This window comes from Streptococcus sp. 27098_8_109, assembly GCF_041432295.1.
Classification (GTDB): Bacteria; Bacillota; Bacilli; order Lactobacillales; family Streptococcaceae; genus Streptococcus.
Map to the genome: position 1 here is coordinate 128,791 of NZ_JAPVZJ010000002.1, position 22,345 is coordinate 151,135.

Below are 22,345 nucleotides of genomic sequence, written 5' to 3' on the forward strand. Positions count from 1 at the left end.
TCTTTGATTTATTTGGACAATGCTGCAACGACTCCCATGTCAACAGTTGCTATTTCAGCTATGACCAAGGTTATGCAAGAAACCCATGGCAATCCTTCTAGTATTCATGGTCATGGTCGTCAAGCTGGAAAACTCTTGAGAGAAGCCCGTCAGGAACTAGCCCAGTTACTGGGGACAAAACCTCAACATATCTTTTTCACTTCTGGTGGGACTGAAGGAAACAATACTGCCATCATTGGCTACTGCCTTCGTCATCAAGAACAAGGAAAACATATCATCACAACTGCCATTGAGCACCATGCTGTCCTTGAAACGATTGATTACTTGGTTCAACACTTTGGGTTTGAAGCAACCATTATCCAGCCAGAAAATCAAGAAATCACAGCCCAACAAATTCAAAAAGCTTTACGTGACGATACGATTTTGGTTTCAACCATGTTTGCCAATAATGAGACAGGAAACCTACTGCCCATTGCTGAAATTGGCCAAATACTCAAGCAACACCCTGCCGCCTATCATGTCGATGCAGTTCAGGCTATTGGCAAAATACCAATTCATCCCGAAGAATTGGGCATTGATTTTCTCACCGCTTCTGCCCATAAATTCCATGGCCCTAAGGGAATCGGCTTTCTCTACGCATCTAGCATGGACTTTGATTCCTATCTACATGGCGGAGACCAAGAACAGAAAAAACGTGCAGGGACTGAAAATCTAGCTGCCATAGTGGCTATGGTTGCAGCCCTAAAAGAAGACCTAGAAAAGCAAGAAGAACATTTTCAACATGTACAAAATTTAGACACTGCCTTTCTTGCAGAGCTAGAGGACATTCAATATTACTTGAATAGAGGAGAACATCATCTCCCTTATGTTCTCAATATTGGATTTCCTGGTCAGAAAAATGACCTCTTACTCCTTCGTCTAGATTTAGCTGGAATTTCAATCTCTACTGGCTCAGCCTGTACGGCAGGTATTGTCCAATCTAGCCATGTTCTTGAAGCTATGTACGGAGCAAATTCAGAACGCTTGAAGGAATCCGTTCGCATTAGTTTGTCTCCACAAAATACTGTTGAAGACCTACAAACCCTCGCAAAAACCTTAAAAGAAATTATCGGAGGTTAGCCATATGGCATTTGAAAAAACCATTCAGTTAAAAAATTGTCGTTACGACTACACTCTTAGCCCTTCTGTTAAAAAATTTACCCTTAAGGACAACACCTTTTTTGAGACTAAGATTGGTAACTATGAATTGACTCGCCTTTTAGAAAAAGTTCCGAACAGCGGTGAGGGATTCCTACTCAAAATCATCATTAACAAGGAACTTACAGGTGCAAAAATCAATATCACTGACAAGTTTGGGCTACGTCTAGTTGATATTTTCAAATCAGAAGACCACCACATTCATCAGGAAAAATTCTATTTTCTCATGGATAGCTTGGTAGAACGTGGTGTCTTTACAAAATCAGAAAGATAGGTTCCATATGTTTGAACTGACCTATAAGGACAGCTATCATGTAGAGCGAACTCTCAAGTATGAGGATTACGAGGCTCTCATGCTGGCTCTGTCAGGATGTGTGACTCTGCCAGATACACTTTATGTGACTTCTTTGACCTTTAAGGGGCAGGAAGTTTACCAAGGACTGGTCGGAGACCTCTACCGTTTTCTATCACATGCAGATTTTTTACATCAAAACTAAGATTTTTCTTAGTTTTTTCTTGTTTTTGTTGATTTTTTCACAATGTTTCTATAAAATAGAAGAATAGAAAGGTTGTGATTTTGTGAAAGATAAACAGTTTGCTATTCCAAAAGCTACAGCGAAAAGACTCTCTCTCTACTATCGAATTTTTAAGAGATTTCATGCAGAAAAGATTGAACGTGCCAACTCTAAGCAAATTGCAGAGGCTATCGGTATTGATTCCGCGACCGTACGTCGTGATTTTTCCTATTTTGGTGAACTAGGTCGCCGTGGTTTTGGCTATGATGTCAAAAAACTGATGACATTTTTTGCCGATTTGCTCAATGATAACTCTATTACCAATGTCATGCTTGTTGGTATTGGTAATATGGGCCATGCCCTTCTCCACTATCGCTTCCATGAGCGCAACAAGATGAAGATTATCATGGCCTTTGACCTTGATGACCATCCTGAAGTCGGTACCCAAACTCCTGATGGAATTCCTATTTACGGGATTTCTCAAATCAAGGATAAAATCAAGGATGCTGATGTCAAGACTGCTATCCTGACCGTTCCCAGCGTCAAGTCACAAGAGGTCGCTAATCTCTTGGTAGATGCTGGCGTGAAAGGAATTCTCAGTTTTTCACCAGTCCATCTGCATTTACCAAAAGACGTGGTCGTTCAGTATGTCGATTTGACAAGTGAACTCCAAACCCTCCTCTACTTCATGCGAAAAGAGGATTAGAAAGCGAAAATCATTTTATGAAAAAACCAGTTATTGGGATTACAGGAAACGAAAAAACTCATCCAGATGATGACATCATGATGAGCTACGTAGCAAAAGGCTTTGTTGAAGGCGTTAAAGAAGCTGGAGGAATTCCCATCATCCTACCGATTGGTGATCAAGAAATGGCCTGCCACTATATCAGTATGATTGACAAGCTCATCTTGACAGGTGGGCAAAATGTTGATCCAAAATTCTATGGTGAACCAAAAACCATCGATAGCGATGACTACCACCTTCAAAGGGATATCTTTGAACTGGCCCTCATCAAGGAAGCTATTAAACAGAAAAAGCCAATTTTTTCTGTCTGCCGTGGAACTCAACTCTTTAACGTTGCCATGGGTGGAACTTTATACCAAGATATCGAAGACCATTGGCAGGATTGTTCTGCTGAGTACACAACTCAACGCTTGGTGACAGAAGCTGATACTGTTCTTCGAGAAATCTATGGAGAAATCTCCCATATCAACTCCTTCCACCATCAGAGCATCAAGGATTTAGCACCTAACTTAAAGATTGCAGCTCATGATCCTAAGGATGGTATCATTGAAGCTGTCATGAGTACGGATGATGTCGCCTTTCTCGGTGTCCAATGGCATCCAGAGTTTCTTTTTGAAAATCGTCCCAAAGATAAAAACCTCTTTGACTATATCGTTAATGAACTTTAGATTAAATCTGTCTTTTCACGATAACTAAAGTAATTAGAATGAGAGACAATCAAATGGTCCAAGAGGACAATTCCCATCAGGTCACAGGCTTCTTTAACAAGTTTAGTGACATGATCATCATTTCGACTAGGCGCTACCGCTCCCGAAGGATGATTGTGAACCAAAATGAGAGAAGTCGCCATATGCTTGACAGCATAGTGAAGAATCTCTCGCGGCTCAGCGATACTACGAGTTGCAGAACCGATAAAAATGGTCTGTTGATGGATGATTTGATTTTGAGTATTGAGATAGAGCGCCACCAGGTGCTCTTGTTTTTTATGTCCCAACTCCTGCTGCATCTTCTTGGCCAACTTTTGGCTACTGAGAATACTTTCCATCTCAAGGGTTTCGTGTTTGTGAATACGATGGCCCAGTTCAATCATAGCTTGTAATTCTATGGCCTTAACTCGGCCAATACCAGACAGACTCTGCAATTCCTGCAGGGTCATTTTTTTCAAATCAGTTAGGCTTGAAAGATTGCTCAAGACTTTCTGAGCAATTTCAAAAACGCTAGCTTGACGTGTTCCTGTCCTGAGTAAAATAGCTAGCAACTCTTGATTACTGAGCGCTTCTACTCCTTCTTTAGCCAGTCTTTCTCTTGGTAATAGTGAATCTTCTTGAAATGAAATACTATACATAAAAATCCTCCTCACTTTATTATTCGTGAGAAGGATGGAAAATTAGATTTTTTTCTCAATTGGGGCCACACTTGCTAAAAGTTTTTTCAAACCTACTTCTGGGAAATTGATTTTTAATTCCTGTGTAGCACCGCTACCTGAAACTTCCAGAACAGTTCCCTCTCCCCATTTCTTGTGGAGAGCAATATCTCCAATGGACCAATTTGACTCACTAGACGCTGATTTTGCGTCAGCTGTAAATTGACCAAACGGAAGGCCACTTGACTGGATAGTTTTTGGTGCCACACCGCGTTTACGGTCTTGGAGGGCCTGGGCAAGACTCATACCTTGACCAAAGGCAAGGCCACCACTGCTATAAGATGCCTTAAAGCTTGAATTTGCTGGACGAGCCAATCCTTGATACTCAAGTAAGTCTGAACTGATTTCGTTAATAAAACGAGTCGGACGGTTGTAGTTGGTACGACCGAAAAGCAGGCGCGAGTTGGCATTTGTCAGATAGAGAATTTTCTCTGCACGCGTAATTCCTACATAGGCCAGACGGCGTTCTTCTTCTAATTCATCTGGATCTTCAGCTGCACGGCTAAGCGGGAAGACATTTTCTTCCATCCCAATCAAAAAGACAACTGGAAACTCGAGACCTTTGGCAGCATGCAGGGTCATCAAGGTCACTTCTGATGTCTCCTGACTCCCTGAATCTGTGTCCGCAATCAAGGCTAAATCATTTAAGAAACGACTCAGTTTGTCCAGACCAGCTTCCTCTTCTGGACTATCAGAGGTATCATCAAAGTTTTTCGTCACAGATAGGAACTCCTCGATGTTTTCTACCCGAGCCTTGCTTTCTAAAGTCGCCTGGGCATTAAGAATATCGACGTATCCTGTTTTTTCTAGAACCGCCTCAACCAACTCTGTAATAGTTAAGTGGTTTAGCTGTTCCCGCAAATCCAGAATCATATTGGCAAAATCCCAGATAGACTGGGCTGCTTTACCCTTGATGCCAGATAACATGATATTGGCTGAAGCATCTAGCATGGACATGTCTTGCATATTCGCAAAGTCACGAATTTTCTCAACTGTACCTGGACCAATTCCACGTTTCGGTTCGTTGATAATACGCTCAAAACTGATATTGTCACTCAAATTGGCAATAAGATTGAGGTAAGCGATAATATCTCGAATTTCCTTACGGCTGTAGAACTTGGTTCCGCCAACCATAGTGTAAGGAATATTGGACTTGAGCAAGGCTTCTTCAATAGTACGAGATTGCGCATTTGTCCGATAGAGAACTGCAAAATCCTTGTGAAGGAAGTTTTGACTGCGACCAAGTTCATCAATGGTTCTAGCTACAAATACAGCCTCATCCAGTTCATCATTGGCACGATAGTAAACGATTTGCTCCCCATCAGCATTTTGAGTCCAGAGATTCTTCGGACGACGATTTTTATTGTTTTTGATAACTTCATTGGCTGCTTGAAGGATTGTCTTAGTGGAACGGTAATTCTCCTCCAACAAAACAACCTTGGCTTGGGGATAATCTTTTTCGAAGTCCAAAATATTCTGCATATCCGCACCACGCCAACCGTAGATAGACTGGTCCGCATCCCCAACCACACAGATATTTTTAAAACGGGAAGCCAAAAGTTTGACCAATTGGTACTGGGCGTGGTTGGTATCTTGGTACTCATCAACGTGGATATATTGAAACTTCTGCTGGTAATAGGTCAAAACATCAGGATTTTGATCAAAGAGACGCAGGGTCAACATAATCAAATCATCAAAGTCAACCGACTCCGACTGACGAAGCTCTTTCTGATAGGCTGTGTAACATTGAGCCACGATTTGCGTGTACATATCGCCAGCTTGAGCAGCATAAGCCACATCATCAATCAGATCATTCTTGGCATTGGAAATAGTCCCCAAAATAGTTCGTTCATTCCATTTTTTTGGATCCAAGTTCAACTGCTTAAGAATGCGTTTCATAAGAGTTCTTTGTTCGCCAGGATCGACAATAGTGAAATTACGATTGTAGCCTATATGGTCCGCATCTCGACGCAAAATACGAACACACATGGAGTGAAAGGTCGCAATCAGACAGTCCTGAGTAGCTGGGTTGAGGCTATATGCACGCTCTTTCATCTCACGCGCAGCCTTATTAGTAAAAGTAATGGCCAAGATATTCCACGGATTGACCAGCTTTTCATCAATCAAATAAGCAATACGGTGGGTCAAAACACGGGTCTTCCCAGAACCAGCCCCTGCCATGATTAACAAGGGACCTTCTGTCGTTTGCACCGCCTCAGCCTGACGGTCATTCATTCCATTTAATAATGTGTTCATCTTCTCTTCCTTACTCTTGAAGTCAATATTTCTATTATATCAGAATTCAGGGAAAATATCTTTACATAGACTAGATACGTGTAGAAGGCAACTAGCTCATCTCGTCAGGAGGAGTCAACGACTTTTGCATCCAAACGATATCATGCCATTTCCCAAACTTATAGCCTATCTTAGGGAAATGAGCCACTTGTTTATACCCCCTCTTTTGGTGAAGAGAGATACTTCTATCATTTGGCAAAGCGATACAAGCTAAAAATCGTAAAAAACCTCTAGACTCTAGTTCTTCCTCTAGATAGTCATATAAAATACTCGCTAAACCTCTTCCTTGGGCTTCTTGGTGCAAATAAATCGAAAGTTCAACTGACCAATCGTAGGCTCGCCTATCATAATAGGTAGAAGCATAGGCATACCCTAAAATTTGACCTGCCTCCTCTAGTACTAGATAAGGATACTTAAGCAAGGTCTTTTGGATTCTTCTTTGAAATTCCTCATCACTTGGAATTTCATATTCAAATGTAATGGCTGTATTAAGAACATAAGGAGCATAAATAGCAAGCAGTTCTGGAATATCAGACTCTCTTACTGTTCGAATCTTTGGCATATATTCCCCTCTCTAAAATCGAAAATGAGCTTGGATTAAAATCTCCAAACTCATTTAAAATCAATTGCAATATACTAGAACAATCCTAGAACGGTTCCGTCACTCTCAACATCCATGTTGAGGGCTGCTGGTCGTTTTGGTAGGCCTGGCATGGTCATAACATCACCAGTTAAGGCAACGATGAAGCCTGCACCTAATTTTGGTACCAATTCACGAATGGTAATTTCAAAGTTTTCAGGTGCTCCAAGTGCATTTGGATTGTCTGAGAAACTATATTGAGTTTTAGCCATACAGATTGGCAATTTGTCCCAACCGTTTTGAACGATTTGGGCGATTTGTGTTTGAGCTTTCTTTTCAAAGTTTACTTTGCTACCACGGTAGATTTCAGTAACAATCTTTTCAATCTTTTCTTGAACAGAAAGATCATTATCATACAAACGTTTGTAGTTAGCTGGGGTTTCAGCAATCGTCTTAACAACTGTTTCGGCAAGTGCTACCCCACCTTCTGCACCATCAGCCCAGACACTAGCCAATTCAACTGGTACATCGATTGAGGCACAAAGTTCTTTCAAGGCTGCAATTTCAGCTTCTGTATCAGAGACAAATTCATTGATTGCTACAACTGCAGGTACTCCAAATTTACGGATATTTTCAACGTGGCGTTTCAAGTTAGCAAAACCGACACGAACAGCTTCTACGTTTTCTTCTGTCAAAGCGTCTTTAGCCACGCCACCATTCATCTTAAGGGCACGAAGGGTTGCAACAATAACTACTGCATCTGGAGATGTTGGCAAGTTTGGTGTCTTAATATCAAGGAATTTCTCGGCACCAAGGTCTGCACCGAAACCAGCTTCAGTAACTGTGTAATCAGCCAAGTGAAGGGCTGTGCTTGTTGCCAAGACTGAATTACATCCATGAGCAATATTGGCAAATGGACCACCGTGTACAAAGGCAGGTGTTCCGTAAATTGTCTGAACCAGGTTCGGCTTAATAGCATCCTTCAAAATCAAAGCCAAAGCACCTTCAACCTGCAAATCGCCAACAGAAACAGGTGTTCGGTCATAGCGATAACCGATGACAATATTAGCCAAACGGCGTTTCAAGTCTTCGATATCCGTTGCCAAGCAAAGAATTGCCATGATTTCTGAAGCAACTGTAATGTCAAAGCCATCCTCACGTGGAATACCATTTAAAGGACCACCAAGTCCAACGGTCACATGGCGAAGGGCGCGGTCGTTCAAGTCTACAACACGTTTCCAGAGGATACGACGTTGGTCAATTCCTAGCTCATTTCCTTGGTGCAAGTGATTGTCAATCAAGGCAGAAAGCGCATTGTTGGCAGTTGTAATAGCATGCATATCCCCAGTAAAGTGGAGGTTAATATCCTCCATAGGGAGAACTTGGGCATACCCTCCACCAGCAGCACCACCCTTAATCCCCATCACTGGACCAAGAGATGGTTCGCGAATGGCAATCATAGTTTTCTTGCCAATCTTATTCAAGGCATCCGCAAGACCAATAGTAATGGTTGATTTCCCTTCACCTGCTGGTGTTGGGTTGATGGCAGTAACCAAAATCAACTTGCCAACTGGATTGCTCTCAACTGCACGAATTTTATCAAAGCTGAGTTTAGCCTTATACTTTCCGTACAACTCCAAATCGTCGTAAGAAATACCAAGTTTCTCTACAACATCAACAATTGGTTTCAACTCAATACTCTGTGCGATTTCAATATCTGTTTTCATTCAAAACTCCTCTAACCTCTTATATGATAATTCATTATAACACAAAACAAGATTTTTAACATCCTTAAACTCTCTAAACGTTCGTGAATATCTCTATTTTTATGGTTTTTAGAGCCCTTTCTTAAATTTTATATGGCTTTATAGTTTGAAACTATAATCGATTCTTTTTTATTTTCATCTATATTCAAGCGCTTTCTTTTGCTTATTATTTTATTTTTGTGTACAATAGTGCTATGAAAATTTTAGTTACATCGGGCGGTACCAGTGAAGCTATCGATAGCGTCCGCTCTATCACTAACCATTCTACAGGTCGCTTGGGGAAAATCATCACAGAAACCCTGCTTGCTGCAGGACATGAAGTTTCTTTGATAACGACAAAACGAGCTCTGAAGCCAGAAGCCCATCCCAACCTAAGTATTCGAGAAATTAACAATACCAACGAGCTTCTGCTAGAAATACAAGAACTTGTCAAGGATTATCAGGTCTTGATTCACTCAATGGCCGTATCTGATTACACTCCTGTTTATATGACAGGTTTTGAGGAAGTCCAGGCTAGCTCCAATCTAGAAGAATTTTTAAGCATGCAGAATCATCAAGCTAAGATTTCTTCAACTGATGAAGTTCAGGTTTTGTTCCTTAAAAAAACACCCAAAATCATCTCTCTAGTAAAGGAGTGGAATCCTGCTATTCATCTGATTGGATTTAAACTTCTGGTTGACGTTTCCGAAGACCATCTGGTTGACATTGCTAGAAAAAGTCTTATCAAAAACCAAGCAGACTTGATTATCGCAAATGACCTCACTCAAATCTCAGCAGATCAGCACCGAGCTATCTTTGTTGAGAACGATCATCTTCAAACTGTTAACACTAAAGAAGAAATTGCAAAACTCCTCCTTGAAAAAATTCAAGCCTACCATTCTTAGAAAGGAAAGCTATGGCACACATTCTCTTGGCTGTAACGGGGTCAATCGCCTCTTACAAGTCGGCAGATTTAGTCAGTTCTCTAAAAAAACAAGGCCATCAAGTCACTGTCTTAATGACTCAGGCTGCTACAGAGTTTATCCAACCTTTGACACTACAAGTACTCTCACAGAATCCTGTCAACTTGGATGTCATGAAGGAACCTTATCCCGATCAAGTCAATCATATCGAACTGGGAAAAAAAGCGGATTTATTTATCGTGGTCCCTGCAACTGCTAACACTATTGCAAAACTAGCCCACGGCTTTGCAGACAATATGGTGACCAGTACGGCTCTAGCCCTGCCAAGTCATATTCCCAAACTCATCGCACCAGCAATGAATACAAAAATGTATGACCATCCGGCAACTCAGGCTAATCTGAAAACATTAGAAAACTACGGCTATCATCTGATTGCTCCAAAAGAATCCCTACTAGCTTGCGGAGACCATGGACAAGGAGCTTTAGCCGACCTCACAATTATTTTAGAAAGAATAAAGGAAACTCTCGATGAAAAAACGCTCTAATATTGCGCCCATTGCTATCTTCTTTGCAACCATGCTTGTGATTCATTTTCTGAGCTCACTTGTCTTTAACCTTTTTCCATTCCCAATCAAACCAACCATCGTTCATATTCCTGTCATTATTGCCAGCATTATCTACGGTCCACGAGTTGGGGTTACACTTGGATTTTTGATGGGGCTACTTAGCTTGACAGTTAACACGATTACAATTCTACCAACAAGTTATCTCTTCTCCCCATTTGTACCAAACGGGAACATCTACTCAGCTATCATTGCCATCGTCCCACGGATTTTGATCGGTTTAACTCCTTATCTGGTTTATAAATTGATGAAAAATAAAACTGGTCTGATTCTAGCTGGTGCCCTTGGTTCACTTACCAACACAGTCTTTGTACTTGGTGGAATTTTCTACCTTTTTGGAAATGTTTTTGATGGTAATATCCAAAAACTCCTTGCAACCGTTGTCTCAACAAACTCCATTGCCGAATTAGTCATTTCCGCAGTTCTGACCCTAGCTATTGTTCCACGACTACAAACTTTGAAGAAATAAAAACAATCTCCGCTTTCATATTTGAAGGTGGAGATTTTGTTTGAAGTAGTTTCTTTTTAGTAAAATCTTTACCAATATTTAACTTAAATCTCCTATAAACCTAAGTAAATCCTTGCTTTATTGTCTTTTTAATTGTACTATACTAATGTATATACAATTAAAAAGGAGATTCTTATGAATACACGGAAAAAGACACAATTTATGACCATGACAGCCCTCTTAACAGCTATTGCGATTTTGATTCCAATTGTAATGCCTTTTAAGATTGTCATTCCACCAGCTTCTTACACTTTGGGGAGCCATATCGCTATTTTTATCGCTATGTTCTTGTCTCCCTTAATGGCAGTTTTTGTTATCCTAGCCTCTAGTTTTGGATTTTTGATGGCTGGCTATCCTATGGTGATTGTTTTTCGAGCTTTTTCCCATATCTTTTTTGGTACTCTAGGAGCTCTTTACTTACAAAAATTCCCCGATACTCTTGATAAACCAAAATCTTCCTGGATTTTCAACTTTGTTTTGGCTATCATTCATGCCCTTGCTGAAGTATTAGCCTGTGTCGTTTTTTACGCTACTTCTGGTACCAATGTAGAAAATATGTTTTATGTCCTATTTATACTAGTTGGATTTGGCACAATTATCCATAGTATGGTAGACTATACATTAGCACTAGCTGTCTATAAAGTGCTTCGAAAACGCCGTTAAGCCGTTAAAAGGAAGAACTATGACAAAAGATCGCAAACAAGCCCTGCTCCAACTCTTGAAGGAAGCCCCTAAAGCCCTAAATGGCCAAAGTTTGGCGGAACATTTTCATGTCACACGTCAGGTCATTGTACAGGACATTGCAATTTTGAGAGCCGATGGCGCTCCTATCCTATCTACCAATCGTGGCTACATTTATAAGCAAATTGATACCAATCCTTATGTTCACAAACTTTTTAAAGTAAAACATGAAGTTGAAGAAATCGGTCAGGAACTTTTTGCTATCGTAGATAATGGAGGTCGTGTCCAGAATACCTTGATTGACCATCCCGTTTATGGAGAAATTGAAACCTTGCTTAAACTGTCTTGTCGCCGAGATGTGCAACATTTTCTAGAACAAGTCGAGCATTCTGACTTTAGACCTCTATCTGAATTGACAGATGGTATCCATTACCACCTAGTTGAAGCCGAGACACAACAAGACCTCCACTATATCGAGGAGGCCTTGGATCAGCTTGGTTATTTAGTAAAAGACTAGAAGATTTTCTTATCCCAGCCATCTTCTGTACGGTGGCGGTAGAAAAACTCTGATTTATCAGGAGCTTCCATCATCTCCATCAAGGGTAACATATCATAGGCCAGATCCAAGTTTGGAATCTGGTCTTTTTTCATCCAAGAAACTTCACCCTCTTCTGATGATTGGAGACTTCCAGTAAACTCGGTCGCCTTATAACAAAAGACAATGTAGCGCCCACCTGTATCCAGAGGCCAATTTTTAACACCTACCAGTTGGGGATTTTTGATAGTCAATCCTGTTTCTTCATAGATTTCACGAATGACAGACTCTGCGAAAGCTTCGCCATTTTCTACATGACCTCCAGGAAAGGCATAACCAGACCAGCGATACTTTTCAGGAGAGCGATACTGCATAACCACGCGCTGGGTTTCAAGGTCTTCAATCAGACAAATGTTTGTTAAAATCGTTAATTGGGAACGGGACATATTTTCTCCTTCTATAATTTGGTTAATACTTTTGTCATATTTAAAATTTTATCTATTACTCTTCTCCTAATATACTCAAAAACAGCTCCTGCAAAAAATAATAAAAATGTTACTATAAAAATAATAATAGCAAACATAGATAATTCTTTCCCATCAATTAAGTAATTTATGCTAGGTAGAATTCTCCTGAAAATAAGAGGATGAACATGAAATAGATAAACACCCAATGTAAGCGGAGATAAAAATAGAACTATTTTTTCAAGTAAAGGTGGAATGTTTTTTATATTTAAGCATAATAAAAATATCAGTATTCCTTGAAGAGTTACTGTCGGTGAACTATAACTCCTCCACTGTTCATAATCAAACAAGTACAATACAAATGTTAAACATGTTAATAACAAAATCCCCAAAATAACTTTCCATGATTGAGAATAACTTTCATACTTAAATTTTCTGATTATAGCACCCACTATATATAGTAATATCATCCATAGAACACTATAGCCTCTCCATATTCCTAATGAATCTTGTTCGAAAATTGTAGGAATAATAGAGAAATATATAAATCCTCCTAGTAGTATAGAAAGTAATAGTTCTTTCTTCATTGTTAAAATCGCCTGATTTAATAATGGTGCTATTAACATTAATCCAAAATAACAACTCATATACCAATACTGACCGTTACTGATTGGGGTCAAGGCATAAAACCATTCCTTTGGAGTTACAGATAGTTTTGAAAAAACTGCAAAAGTTAATGTGATTGATATAGTATAAAAAATAATTTGTAACCAAAACTTAGACATTTTTTTATAACTAAACTGCGAATAGAGCCCTACATAACCACTAATTAAAATAAAAATATTAACAGCTGAGTAAGAAAAAGCTTCTAAGATATTAGCAAGAAAATAATATATATCTTTTTGATTCTCGACTTTATCTAATATTCCTCCCATACCTAAAACATGTAAATTACAAATCATCAACATAGCTATAATTCTGCAACATTCAATCCCTATATACCTTGTTTTATTTGTTACCATATCTTCCCTATCAATTATCCTATGACCTTTGTTAACTCAACGCCTTGACTTCCAGCATCATATCGCGAATCTGTGCAGCCAGTTCAAAGTCAAGCACTTCGACAGCTTCTTGCATTTGTTTTTCTAGTTTCTTGACAAGTTCTTTGCGTTCTTGTTTGTTGAGACTATTGATATCGACTTCTTTTTCTTCTTCCTTGGCAACTGCCTTAGTCACGGCAATCAAGTCACGAATTTCTTTCTTAATGGTTTGTGGCACGATACCATGCTCTTCATTATAGGCCATCTGGATTTTGCGACGGCGTGCCGTTTCATCGATGGCACGTTGCATAGACTGAGTCACAGTGTCCGCATACATGATGACATGCCCTTCGCTGTTACGAGCAGCACGACCAATGGTCTGGATGAGTCCACGTTCGTTACGAAGGAAACCTTCCTTGTCAGCATCGAGAATCGCTACGAGGCTCACTTCAGGAACGTCAATTCCTTCACGGAGGAGGTTGATTCCGACCAAGACATCAAAGACACCCAAGCGCAGGTCACGGATAATCTCTGTCCGCTCTAAAGTCTTGATATCCGAGTGCATGTACTTGACCTTAATGCCCATTTCTTTGAAGTAGTCGGTTAAGTCCTCTGCCATTTTCTTGGTCAAGGTTGTGATAAAGGTTCGTTCATTCTTTTCAACACGGGCATTGATTTCACCTAAGAGATCATCAATCTGTCCCATAGTCGGACGGACTTCCACCTCAGGATCCAAAAGCCCTGTCGGACGAATGATTTGCTCAATTACTGTCTCAGTCTGTTCATTTTCATAGTCTCCCGGTGTCGCTGAAACGTAAACAATCTGATGAACGTGACTCTCAAACTCCTCCCGACGGAGAGGACGATTGTCCAGAGCAGACGGCAAACGGAAACCGTAATTTACTAACATTTCCTTACGAGAGCGGTCACCATTATACATACCCTTGATCTGCCCCATGGTCATGTGGCTCTCATCAATCATAATCAAGAAATCATCTGGGAAGAAATCTAAGAGCGTATAAGGAGGCTCACCTTCGCTCCGTCCATCCATGTGGCGTGAATAGTTTTCAACCCCGTTGGTATAGCCCATCTCACGCAGCATTTCGATATCATACTCTGTCCGCTGTTTCAAACGTTGAGCTTCAAGCAATTTGCCTTCCTTTTCAAAGATAGCTAACTGCTCTTCTAATTCTGCTTGAATTTTAGCAATGGCAACTTCCATGTGGTCGTCATTGGTCACAAAGTGAGTAGCTGGGAAAATCGCTAAATGATCCACTTCTCCCAAGACCTGACCTGTCAAAGCTTCAACCTCACGAATACGGTCAATTTCATCTCCAAAGAATTCTACTCGAAAGGCATGTTCATCACGAGAGGCTGGGAAAATCTCTACCACATCCCCACGAACGCGAAATCTTCCCCGTTGGAAATCAATATCATTACGTTCAAACTGGATGTCAACTAAGTCATTCAAGAGTTTATCACGAGAAATCTCTAGACCAGGACGGAGACTAACGACACTATCAGCGTATTCCTTGGGCGAACCCAAACCATAGATACAAGAGACTGAAGCCACTACAATAACATCATTGCGCTCCAAAAGGGCTGAAGTCGCTGAGTGACGAAGTTTGTCAATCTCATCATTGACAGAGCTATCCTTTTCAATATAGGTATCGCTAGAAGGGACATAGGCCTCAGGTTGGTAATAATCATAGTAGGATACGAAATACTCAACAGCATTTTCAGGGAAAAATTCCTTAAACTCCCCATAGAGCTGGCCTGCCAGAGTCTTATTATGGGCAATGACCAGAGTTGGTTTATTGACTTTAGAAATGACCTGACTCATGGTATAGGTCTTCCCTGTTCCAGTCGCCCCCATGAGAATCTGAGCTTTTTCTCCCCCCTCGATATTATCAACCAACTGCTCAATAGCTTGAGGTTGGTCTCCTGAAGGTTGATATTTTGATACTAGTTTAAATTGATTGTCTGTAATGCGGTTAATCATAAGAATCCTCTCTCCATGTGCTATTCCTATTTTAGCATACTTGTAGCATTTTCACGAAGAAAAGGACGGACCGAAGTCACATCCTTTCATTTTCTTTCTTTAATTGATAAGCGAGATAGATAATCAGCAGTAACAAGACTAGACTTGTCATGATAGAACCTTCTATGCCAAAAGAACCACCTGATAGCCAGCCTTGATTGCCTTGTGGTAAAAAGGTCATCAGAGACGTTCCTGATGGTTGACCACTAACTAAAATCCCAAAGAGATTTCCCTGAGCAAAATTCCAGGCTCCATGAATACCTGCAACACCCCAAACTGTATCAGTTTTGAGAAGGTAAAGAGCCATGGCAATTCCGAATAAGAAGAGATTCATTAGAGATAGAGGTGTTAGACCAGAATTGCCTATATGAAGCAGGGTAAAAAATATGCTAGATATAAGAACAGCAAGTTTTAGATTGGTTCTTGAAGCCAATTGAGGAAGGAGCCAAGCACGCGACACTACTTCTTCTGCTGTCCCCTGTAAAATCCAAAATGGGATAGTAAAGACAACAAAGGCAAGCGAATAAGGATTCAAATGAATAGACTCAAAACGATATTGCCCTAATGCTACTAAACCTAACAAGGTCAGAAGAAAAAGTGCCAGACCTAGCCCAAATCCTTTAAGAAGATTGCTGAAGAAATTCTCTCTATAAAATCCCAAAGTTCGAATAGGTCTTTTCTCAACTTTTCTAGTCCATCTGAACACAGTGTTAAGAATAAAACCAAAGGCCAGCAATTCTAAAATTAAACGAAAATCACCTGTTTTATCCATCAAGCTCTGCTGCAAGGTCTGCAAGTAGATTGCAAAAGCTTGACCAGCCTCTCCAAAATTTCTAGCAAGTCCGATGAGAGCTAACAAACTAATACCATATAAAGTATAAGCCACAAACTCTCCTATAAAGACAAAAACAAAGGCTAACAAGGGGCTTGTGTAAATGTTTAAACTCATTTTTGAGGCTTGGAAGTCTTTAAAAATTCTTTTGTTCTTCATATCTCCGTCCTCTTTTCTTCTATTATATACTATTATTATAGCACTTTGTGGTAGCAGTTCAAGAAAGAAATAAAGAGCTTTTATGTTATATCTTCTAACATAAAAGTCCCTAGATTTGCATTTTTTTGTTTTTTCTGATATAATGGGAAAATATTCGGAAAAGGAGACTAAAAATGAAGAAAAAATTTCTAGCATTTTTGCTAATTTTATTCCCAATTTTCTCATTAGGTATTGCAAAAGCAGAGACGATTAAGATTGTGTCTGATACCGCCTATGCACCTTTTGAGTTTAAAGATTCAGATCAAACTTATAAAGGAATTGATGTTGACATTATCAACAAAGTCGCTGAGATTAAAGGATGGAATATTCAGATGTCCTATCCTGGATTTGATGCAGCGGTAAATGCGGTTCAAGCTGGTCAAGCTGACGCTATCATGGCAGGGATGACAAAGACTAAAGAACGTGAAAAAGTCTTCACCATGTCTGATACTTACTATGATACAAAAGTTGTCATTGCAACTACAAAGGCACACAAGATTAGCAAGTACGACCAATTAACTGGCAAAACCGTTGGTGTTAAAAACGGAACTGCTGCTCAACGTTTTCTTGAAACAATCAAAGATAAATACGGTTTTACTATTAAAACATTTGACACTGGTGATTTGATGAACAACAGCTTGACTGCTGGTGCTATCGATGCTATGATGGATGACAAACCTGTTATCGAGTATGCCATTAACCAAGGTCAAGACCTCCATATTGAAATGGATGGTGAAGCTGTAGGAAGTTTTGCTTTTGGTGTGAAAAAAGGAAGTAAATACGAGCACCTGGTGACTGAATTTAACCAAGCCTTGGCTGAAATGAAAAAAGATGGAAGTCTTGATAAAATCATCAAGAAATGGACTGCATCATCTTCTTCAGCAGTGCCAACTACAACGACTGCAGCAGGTCTAAAAGCAACTCCTGTTAAAGCTAAATACATCATTGCCAGTGATTCTTCTTTTGCACCTTTTGTGTTCCAAAACTCAAGTAACCAATTTACTGGTATTGATATGGACTTGATTAAGGCAATCGCTAAAGACCAAGGTTTTGAAGTTGAAATCACCAACCCTGGTTTCGATGCCGCTATCAGTGCTGTTCAAGCTGGACAAGCTGATGGTATCATTGCTGGTATGTCTGTTACAGATGCTCGTAAGGCAACTTTTGACTTCTCAGAATCCTACTACACTGCTAATACTATCCTTGGTGTCAAAGAATCAAGTACCATTGCTTCTTATGAAGATTTGAAAGGGAAGACAGTCGGTGTTAAAAACGGAACCGCTTCTCAAACCTTCCTAACAGAAAATCAAAGCAAATACGGTTACAAAATCAAAACCTTCGCTGATGGTTCGTCAATGTATGACAGTTTAAACACTGGTGCCATTGATGCCGTTATGGATGATGAGCCTGTTCTCAAATATTCTATCAGCCAAGGCCAAAAATTGAAAACACCAATCGCTGGAACTCCAATCGGTGAAACAGCCTTTGCCGTTAAAAAAGGAGCAAATCCAGAATTGATTGAAATGTTCAATAACGGACTTGCAAACCTTAAAGCAAACGGAGAATTCCAAAAGATTCTTGATAAATACCTAGCTAGCGAATCTTCATCTGCATCAACAAGCACTGTTGATGAAACAACAATCTGGGGCTTGCTTCAAAACAACTACAAACAACTCCTTAGCGGTCTTGGTATCACTCTTGCTCTAGCTCTTATCTCATTTGCTATTGCCATTGTTATCGGAATTATCTTCGGTATGTTTAGCGTTAGCCCCTACAAATCTCTTCGTGTGATTTCTGAGATTTTCGTTGACGTTATCCGTGGTATTCCTTTGATGATTCTTGCAGCCTTCATCTTCTGGGGAATTCCAAACTTCATCGAGTCTATCACAGGCCAACAAAGTCCAATTAACGATTTCGTAGCTGGTACCATTGCCCTCTCACTCAATGCGGCTGCTTATATCGCTGAGATCGTTCGTGGTGGTATTCAGGCTGTTCCGGTTGGTCAAATGGAAGCCAGCCGAAGCTTGGGTATCTCTTATGGAAAAACCATGCGTAAGATTATCTTGCCACAAGCCACTAAATTGATGTTGCCAAACTTTGTTAACCAATTCGTTATCGCTCTTAAAGATACAACCATCGTATCTGCCATCGGTTTGGTTGAACTCTTCCAAACTGGTAAGATTATCATTGCCCGTAACTACCAAAGTTTCAAGATGTATGCAATCCTTGCTATCTTCTATCTTGTAATTATCACACTTTTGACTAGACTAGCGAAACGCTTAGAAAAGAGGATTCGTTAATGGCAAAATTAAAAATTGATGTAAATGATTTACACAAGCATTATGGAAAAAATGAAGTTTTAAAAGGAATTACGACTAAATTCTATGAAGGAGATGTTGTTTGTATCATCGGCCCTTCAGGTTCTGGTAAGTCAACTTTCCTCCGTAGCCTCAATCTTCTAGAAGAAGTTACTAGTGGTCACATCACTGTGAACGGTTATGACTTAACTGAAAAAACAACCAACGTTGACCACGTCCGTGAAAATATCGGAATGGTTTTCCAACACTTCAACCTTTTCCCACATATGTCTGTTTTAGACAACATCACTTTTGCTCCTATTGAGCACAAGTTGATGACTAAGGAAGAAGCTGAGAAATTGGGAATGGAGTTGCTTGACAAGGTTGGGCTAGCAGATAAAGCTAATGCTAACCCAGATAGCCTATCAGGTGGTCAAAAACAACGTGTGGCTATCGCTCGTGGACTAGCAATGAATCCAGACATCATGCTCTTTGATGAACCAACTTCAGCCCTTGACCCTGAGATGGTCGGAGACGTACTGAACGTTATGAAGGAATTGGCTGAGCAAGGCATGACCATGATTATCGTAACCCATGAGATGGGATTTGCTCGTCAGGTTGCTAACCGCGTTATCTTTACTGCAGATGGTGAATTCCTTGAAGACGGAACACCTGATCAAATCTTTGATAACCCACAACACCCACGTCTGAAAGAGTTCTTGGACAAGGTCTTAAACGTCTAAACTCAAACTGTAAGGATTTCCTTGCAGTTTTTTTCTATCTCGTATTGGATTTTTTGATTTTTCGGAAAATTATGTTAGAATTAAGTTTATGAAATGAGGTTTCCTCATACCTAGCAAGACTAGGAATAAAAATAGAAATTAGGTAGCTAGATGTCATCTAAGGTTATTGTTACAATTTTCGGTGCGAGTGGAGACCTGGCTAAACGCAAGCTCTACCCTTCCCTTTTTAGACTATATAAATCCGGCAATCTTTCCGAGCACTTTGCAGTCATTGGAACTGCCCGTCGTCCTTGGAGCAAGGAATATTTTGAATCTGTTGTAGTCGAATCGATCCTTGATTTGGCAGATAGTACCGAACAGGCTCAGGAGTTCGCTAGCCACTTCTACTATCAAAGCCATGATGTCAATGATACAGAACACTACATTGCTCTACGTCAATTGCAGGCTGAACTAAATGACAAGTACCAAGCTGAACACAACAAGCTCTTCTTCTTGTCAATGGCTCCTCAATTCTTTGGAACCATTGCCAAACACCTCAAGTCTGAAAGCATTGTAGATGGTAAAGGTTTTGAACGTTTAATCGTTGAGAAGCCATTTGGTACAGATTACGCAACTGCAAGCAAGTTGAATGACGAACTCCTAGCGACATTTAACGAAGAACAAATTTTCCGTATTGACCATTATCTTGGTAAAGAAATGATCCAAAGTATCTTTGCAGTTCGCTTTGCAAATCTGATCTTTGAAAACGTTTGGAATAAGGACTTTATCGACAATGTTCAAATTACCTTTGCAGAGCGCTTGGGTGTAGAAGAACGTGGTGGCTACTATGACCAATCTGGTGCCCTCCGCGACATGGTACAAAACCATACTTTGCAACTACTTTCCCTCCTTGCCATGGATAAGCCAGGAAGCTTCACAAAAGATGAGATTCGTGCTGAAAAGATTAAGGTCTTTAAAAACCTCTATCATCCAACTGATGAAGAGCTTAAAGAATACTTTATCCGTGGTCAATACCGTTCAGGTAAGATTGATGGCATGAAATATATCTCTTATCGTAGTGAGCCAAATGTGAATCCAGAATCTACAACTGAAACCTTTGCATCTGGTGCCTTCTTTGTAGACAGCGATCGCTTCCGTGGTGTTCCTTTCTTCTTCCGTACTGGTAAACGTCTGACTGAAAAAGGAACTCATGTCAACATCGTCTTTAAACAAATGGATTCTATCTTTGGAGAACCACTTGCTCCAAATATTTTGACCATCTATATCCAACCAACAGAAGGCTTCTCTCTTAGCCTAAATGGGAAACAAGTAGGAGAAGAATTCAACTTAGCTCCTAACTCACTTGATTACCGCACAGATGCGACCGCAACTGGTGCTTCTCCAGAACCATACGAGAAATTGATTTATGATGTCTTAAATAACAACTCAACTAACTTTAGCCACTGGGATGAAGTTGGCGCATCATGGAAATTGATTGACCGTATCGAAGAGCTCTGGGCTGAAAATGGTGCCCCACTTCATGACTATAAAGCTGGAAGCATGGGCCCTCAAGCAAGCTTTGACTTACTTGAAAAATTCGGTGCCAAATGGACTTGGCAACCAGATATTGCCTACCGTCAAGATGGTCGCTTAGAATAAAAAATTTCCTGCAAGTTTGTAGCTTGCAGGATTTTTGTTTCTGATTAGATTAAACCTTCCAAGAGACCCTTCATAAAGTTTTCTGAGTTAAACTCGCCAATATCATCGATTTTTTCACCAAATCCAATCAATTTTACAGGAATATTGAGTTCTTCTCGGATGGCTAAAACAACCCCACCTCGAGCAGTTCCATCAATCTTAGTCAAGACAATTCCTGTCAAAGGGGTAATTTTTGAAAATTCTTTGGCCTGTACCAGGGCATTTTGACCAGTTGAAGCATCGAGTGCCAGGAAGGTTTCATGTGGTGCTTCAGGCACAACACGCTTGATAATGCGTCCAATCTTCTCCAACTCAGCCATAAGGTTGTCCTTGTTTTGCAGACGACCAGCGGTATCAATCATGAGAATATCGATACCTTCAGCCACGGCACGTTCCATTCCATCAAAGACTACACTGGCTGGGTCAGCTTTTTCAGGTCCAGTCACAACTGGAACGTCTACACGACGGCCCCATTCAGCAAGCTGGGCTACTGCTCCTGCACGGAAGGTATCTGCCGCAACCAGCATGACCTTTTTACCAGCTTGTTTATAGCGGTGAGCTAGTTTCCCAATAGAAGTTGTTTTCCCAACACCATTAACACCAACAAAGAGCATGACTGTCAAGCCATCTTGGAAGTGGATTCTTTCATCGTAGTTGCCACCTTTTTCATAAAGTTCAACCAATTTCTCAATGATGACACGGCGAAGTGCGTCAGGTTTCTTGGCGTTTTCAAGCTTGGCTTCGTAGCGTAGCTCCTCCGTTAAGTTAGAAGCGACTTGAACACCAACGTCACTCATAATCAGCAGTTCTTCCAATTCCTCGAAGAATTCTTCGTCAACAGAGCGGAAGTTAGCAAAGAAGGCATTCAAGCGGGCACCAAATCCTGTACGAGTTTTCTTAAGACTGCGGTCATATTTTTCCTGAACAGTTTCTTCTACCTGAGGCCTTTCTGCTTCAAGAACTCCAGAACTATTTTCTTCTACAGCTTCTATGAACTCAGGATTTTCTTCCTCTGAGACTTCTTCTGAGTTTGGAAATTCTTCGACTTCTTCTTGAGAAACTTCTACAGCTGGCTCTGAATCCATACTTTCTTCAACTGTGTCTTGGATTTTCTCTTCTTGGAGCGCAACTTGTTCAACAACTTCAACCTCTGCTACTTCTTGAGAAACTTCCTCAGCTTCTGTATCTTCAGACAAATCAAGATTTTCCAGAGCTTCTTTTACAACTTCTTCGATTTTAGGTTCTTCTTTTTTTCCGAATAGACGGTCAAATAATCCCATATC

22 protein-coding genes are annotated in these 22,345 nt (G+C 40.3%); 13 read left to right on the plus strand and 9 right to left on the minus strand.

Annotation, left to right across the window (positions count from 1 at the left end; translation table 11 throughout):
• Window positions 1-3: 3 nt before the first annotated feature.
• The 5 genes from O3664_RS01580 to O3664_RS01600 all read left to right on the plus strand — a co-directional run bounded on the left by O3664_RS01580 (window position 4) and on the right by O3664_RS01600 (window position 3,125).
• Complete coding sequence (locus O3664_RS01580; protein ID WP_371483769.1) at window positions 4-1,119, plus strand: cysteine desulfurase family protein; 1,116 nt, start codon at window positions 4-6, stop codon at window positions 1,117-1,119.
• A 4-nt stretch (window positions 1,120-1,123) separates the two neighbouring features.
• On the plus strand, window positions 1,124-1,471 hold the full coding sequence (locus tag O3664_RS01585) for a DUF1831 domain-containing protein (protein WP_371613532.1): 348 nt from the start codon (window positions 1,124-1,126) through the stop codon (window positions 1,469-1,471).
• Window positions 1,472-1,478: 7 nt separating this feature from the next.
• Window positions 1,479-1,694: a DUF4649 family protein gene (locus O3664_RS01590; protein ID WP_000462491.1), complete on the plus strand. Its 216-nt coding sequence runs from the start codon at window positions 1,479-1,481 to the stop codon at window positions 1,692-1,694.
• 82 nt (window positions 1,695-1,776) lie between these two features.
• Window positions 1,777-2,418 carry a redox-sensing transcriptional repressor Rex gene (locus O3664_RS01595; RefSeq protein WP_000653403.1) on the plus strand — a complete coding sequence of 214 codons (642 nt, stop codon included), beginning with the start codon at window positions 1,777-1,779 and terminating at the stop codon, window positions 2,416-2,418.
• Between the two features lie 17 nt (window positions 2,419-2,435).
• On the plus strand, window positions 2,436-3,125 hold the full coding sequence (locus O3664_RS01600; protein ID WP_125452074.1) for a gamma-glutamyl-gamma-aminobutyrate hydrolase family protein: 690 nt from the start codon (window positions 2,436-2,438) through the stop codon (window positions 3,123-3,125).
• On the opposite strand, the gene radC is transcribed toward O3664_RS01600, so the two are convergent.
• The 4 genes from radC to O3664_RS01620 all read right to left on the minus strand — a co-directional run bounded on the left by radC (window position 3,122) and on the right by O3664_RS01620 (window position 8,482).
• Complete coding sequence (radC, locus tag O3664_RS01605) at window positions 3,122-3,802, minus strand: DNA repair protein RadC (RefSeq protein ID WP_125452076.1); 681 nt, start codon at window positions 3,800-3,802, stop codon at window positions 3,122-3,124. The two genes, O3664_RS01600 and radC, sit on opposite strands and share 4 nt — an antisense overlap.
• 42 nt (window positions 3,803-3,844) lie before the next feature.
• Complete coding sequence (gene pcrA, locus O3664_RS01610; protein ID WP_371613533.1) at window positions 3,845-6,136, minus strand: DNA helicase PcrA; 2,292 nt, start codon at window positions 6,134-6,136, stop codon at window positions 3,845-3,847.
• A gap of 91 nt (window positions 6,137-6,227) precedes the next feature.
• The gene (locus tag O3664_RS01615; RefSeq protein WP_261061692.1) at window positions 6,228-6,737 is read right to left on the minus strand and encodes a GNAT family N-acetyltransferase; all 510 of its coding nucleotides are present in this window, start codon (window positions 6,735-6,737) and stop codon (window positions 6,228-6,230) included.
• A 74-nt stretch (window positions 6,738-6,811) separates the two neighbouring features.
• Window positions 6,812-8,482 carry a formate--tetrahydrofolate ligase gene (locus O3664_RS01620; protein WP_261061693.1) on the minus strand — a complete coding sequence of 557 codons (1,671 nt, stop codon included), beginning with the start codon at window positions 8,480-8,482 and terminating at the stop codon, window positions 6,812-6,814.
• A gap of 233 nt (window positions 8,483-8,715) precedes the next feature.
• Here O3664_RS01620 and coaB point away from each other — a divergent pair, with 233 nt between their 5' ends.
• From coaB to O3664_RS01645, 5 genes are all read left to right on the plus strand, one after another.
• Window positions 8,716-9,405 (plus strand): phosphopantothenate--cysteine ligase, encoded by a 690-nt coding sequence (coaB, locus tag O3664_RS01625; protein WP_261061695.1) that lies wholly within the window; start codon window positions 8,716-8,718, stop codon window positions 9,403-9,405.
• Between the two features lie 11 nt (window positions 9,406-9,416).
• The gene (gene coaC / locus O3664_RS01630) at window positions 9,417-9,968 is read left to right on the plus strand and encodes a phosphopantothenoylcysteine decarboxylase (protein ID WP_261061696.1); all 552 of its coding nucleotides are present in this window, start codon (window positions 9,417-9,419) and stop codon (window positions 9,966-9,968) included.
• A complete protein-coding gene (locus O3664_RS01635) occupies window positions 9,952-10,515 on the plus strand; it encodes an ECF transporter S component (RefSeq protein WP_261061697.1) in 564 nt (187 codons plus the stop codon). Before coaC ends, O3664_RS01635 begins: the two co-directional genes overlap by 17 nt.
• 174 nt (window positions 10,516-10,689) lie before the next feature.
• Window positions 10,690-11,217 (plus strand): ECF transporter S component, encoded by a 528-nt coding sequence (locus tag O3664_RS01640; RefSeq protein WP_084928472.1) that lies wholly within the window; start codon window positions 10,690-10,692, stop codon window positions 11,215-11,217.
• Window positions 11,218-11,236: 19 nt separating this feature from the next.
• Complete coding sequence (locus tag O3664_RS01645) at window positions 11,237-11,752, plus strand: transcription repressor NadR (RefSeq protein ID WP_084928471.1); 516 nt, start codon at window positions 11,237-11,239, stop codon at window positions 11,750-11,752.
• On the opposite strand, the gene O3664_RS01650 is transcribed toward O3664_RS01645, so the two are convergent.
• From O3664_RS01650 to O3664_RS01665, 4 genes are all read right to left on the minus strand, one after another.
• A complete protein-coding gene (locus O3664_RS01650; protein WP_084928470.1) occupies window positions 11,749-12,216 on the minus strand; it encodes an 8-oxo-dGTP diphosphatase in 468 nt (155 codons plus the stop codon). The two genes, O3664_RS01645 and O3664_RS01650, sit on opposite strands and share 4 nt — an antisense overlap.
• An 11-nt stretch (window positions 12,217-12,227) precedes the next feature.
• Complete coding sequence (locus tag O3664_RS01655) at window positions 12,228-13,256, minus strand: acyltransferase (RefSeq protein ID WP_084928469.1); 1,029 nt, start codon at window positions 13,254-13,256, stop codon at window positions 12,228-12,230.
• A gap of 31 nt (window positions 13,257-13,287) precedes the next feature.
• Window positions 13,288-15,276: an excinuclease ABC subunit UvrB gene (gene uvrB, locus O3664_RS01660; protein WP_371613534.1), complete on the minus strand. Its 1,989-nt coding sequence runs from the start codon at window positions 15,274-15,276 to the stop codon at window positions 13,288-13,290.
• 76 nt (window positions 15,277-15,352) lie between these two features.
• Window positions 15,353-16,306, minus strand: a complete 954-nt coding sequence (locus tag O3664_RS01665) for a CPBP family intramembrane glutamic endopeptidase (RefSeq protein ID WP_084928467.1) — start codon at window positions 16,304-16,306, stop codon at window positions 15,353-15,355.
• Window positions 16,307-16,479: 173 nt separating this feature from the next.
• Between O3664_RS01665 and O3664_RS01670 the strand changes: the two genes are divergently transcribed.
• From O3664_RS01670 to zwf, 3 genes are all read left to right on the plus strand, one after another.
• A complete protein-coding gene (locus O3664_RS01670; protein WP_084928466.1) occupies window positions 16,480-18,645 on the plus strand; it encodes an ABC transporter substrate-binding protein/permease in 2,166 nt (721 codons plus the stop codon).
• Window positions 18,645-19,385, plus strand: a complete 741-nt coding sequence (locus O3664_RS01675) for an amino acid ABC transporter ATP-binding protein (RefSeq protein WP_001096315.1) — start codon at window positions 18,645-18,647, stop codon at window positions 19,383-19,385. The genes O3664_RS01670 and O3664_RS01675 overlap by 1 nt, the downstream gene beginning before the upstream one ends.
• 150 nt (window positions 19,386-19,535) lie before the next feature.
• Complete coding sequence (gene zwf / locus O3664_RS01680; RefSeq protein ID WP_371613535.1) at window positions 19,536-21,023, plus strand: glucose-6-phosphate dehydrogenase; 1,488 nt, start codon at window positions 19,536-19,538, stop codon at window positions 21,021-21,023.
• A 44-nt stretch (window positions 21,024-21,067) separates the two neighbouring features.
• Here zwf and ftsY read toward each other — a convergent pair whose 3' ends face one another.
• Window positions 21,068-22,342 (minus strand): signal recognition particle-docking protein FtsY, encoded by a 1,275-nt coding sequence (gene ftsY / locus O3664_RS01685; RefSeq protein ID WP_371613536.1) that lies wholly within the window; start codon window positions 22,340-22,342, stop codon window positions 21,068-21,070.
• Between the last annotated feature and the right edge of the window lie 3 nt (window positions 22,343-22,345).

Excerpts from the sequence above, each read along its gene's own strand:
- O3664_RS01585 (WP_371613532.1), top strand. The coding sequence starts at position 1,124 with ATGGCATTTGAAAAAACCATTCAGTTAAAAAATTGTCGTTACGACTAC.
- O3664_RS01590 (WP_000462491.1), top strand. The coding sequence starts at position 1,479 with ATGTTTGAACTGACCTATAAGGACAGCTATCATGTAGAGCGAACTCTC.
- O3664_RS01600 (WP_125452074.1), top strand. The coding sequence starts at position 2,436 with ATGAAAAAACCAGTTATTGGGATTACAGGAAACGAAAAAACTCATCCA.
- radC (WP_125452076.1), bottom strand. The coding sequence starts at position 3,802 with ATGTATAGTATTTCATTTCAAGAAGATTCACTATTACCAAGAGAAAGA.
- pcrA (WP_371613533.1), bottom strand. The coding sequence starts at position 6,136 with ATGAACACATTATTAAATGGAATGAATGACCGTCAGGCTGAGGCGGTG.
- O3664_RS01615 (WP_261061692.1), bottom strand. The coding sequence starts at position 6,737 with ATGCCAAAGATTCGAACAGTAAGAGAGTCTGATATTCCAGAACTGCTT.
- O3664_RS01620 (WP_261061693.1), bottom strand. The coding sequence starts at position 8,482 with ATGAAAACAGATATTGAAATCGCACAGAGTATTGAGTTGAAACCAATT.
- coaB (WP_261061695.1), top strand. The coding sequence starts at position 8,716 with ATGAAAATTTTAGTTACATCGGGCGGTACCAGTGAAGCTATCGATAGC.
- coaC (WP_261061696.1), top strand. The coding sequence starts at position 9,417 with ATGGCACACATTCTCTTGGCTGTAACGGGGTCAATCGCCTCTTACAAG.
- O3664_RS01635 (WP_261061697.1), top strand. The coding sequence starts at position 9,952 with ATGAAAAAACGCTCTAATATTGCGCCCATTGCTATCTTCTTTGCAACC.
- O3664_RS01640 (WP_084928472.1), top strand. The coding sequence starts at position 10,690 with ATGAATACACGGAAAAAGACACAATTTATGACCATGACAGCCCTCTTA.
- O3664_RS01645 (WP_084928471.1), top strand. The coding sequence starts at position 11,237 with ATGACAAAAGATCGCAAACAAGCCCTGCTCCAACTCTTGAAGGAAGCC.
- O3664_RS01650 (WP_084928470.1), bottom strand. The coding sequence starts at position 12,216 with ATGTCCCGTTCCCAATTAACGATTTTAACAAACATTTGTCTGATTGAA.
- O3664_RS01655 (WP_084928469.1), bottom strand. The coding sequence starts at position 13,256 with ATGGTAACAAATAAAACAAGGTATATAGGGATTGAATGTTGCAGAATT.
- uvrB (WP_371613534.1), bottom strand. The coding sequence starts at position 15,276 with ATGATTAACCGCATTACAGACAATCAATTTAAACTAGTATCAAAATAT.
- O3664_RS01665 (WP_084928467.1), bottom strand. The coding sequence starts at position 16,306 with ATGAAGAACAAAAGAATTTTTAAAGACTTCCAAGCCTCAAAAATGAGT.
- O3664_RS01670 (WP_084928466.1), top strand. The coding sequence starts at position 16,480 with ATGAAGAAAAAATTTCTAGCATTTTTGCTAATTTTATTCCCAATTTTC.
- O3664_RS01675 (WP_001096315.1), top strand. The coding sequence starts at position 18,645 with ATGGCAAAATTAAAAATTGATGTAAATGATTTACACAAGCATTATGGA.
- zwf (WP_371613535.1), top strand. The coding sequence starts at position 19,536 with ATGTCATCTAAGGTTATTGTTACAATTTTCGGTGCGAGTGGAGACCTG.
- ftsY (WP_371613536.1), bottom strand. The coding sequence starts at position 22,342 with ATGGGATTATTTGACCGTCTATTCGGAAAAAAAGAAGAACCTAAAATC.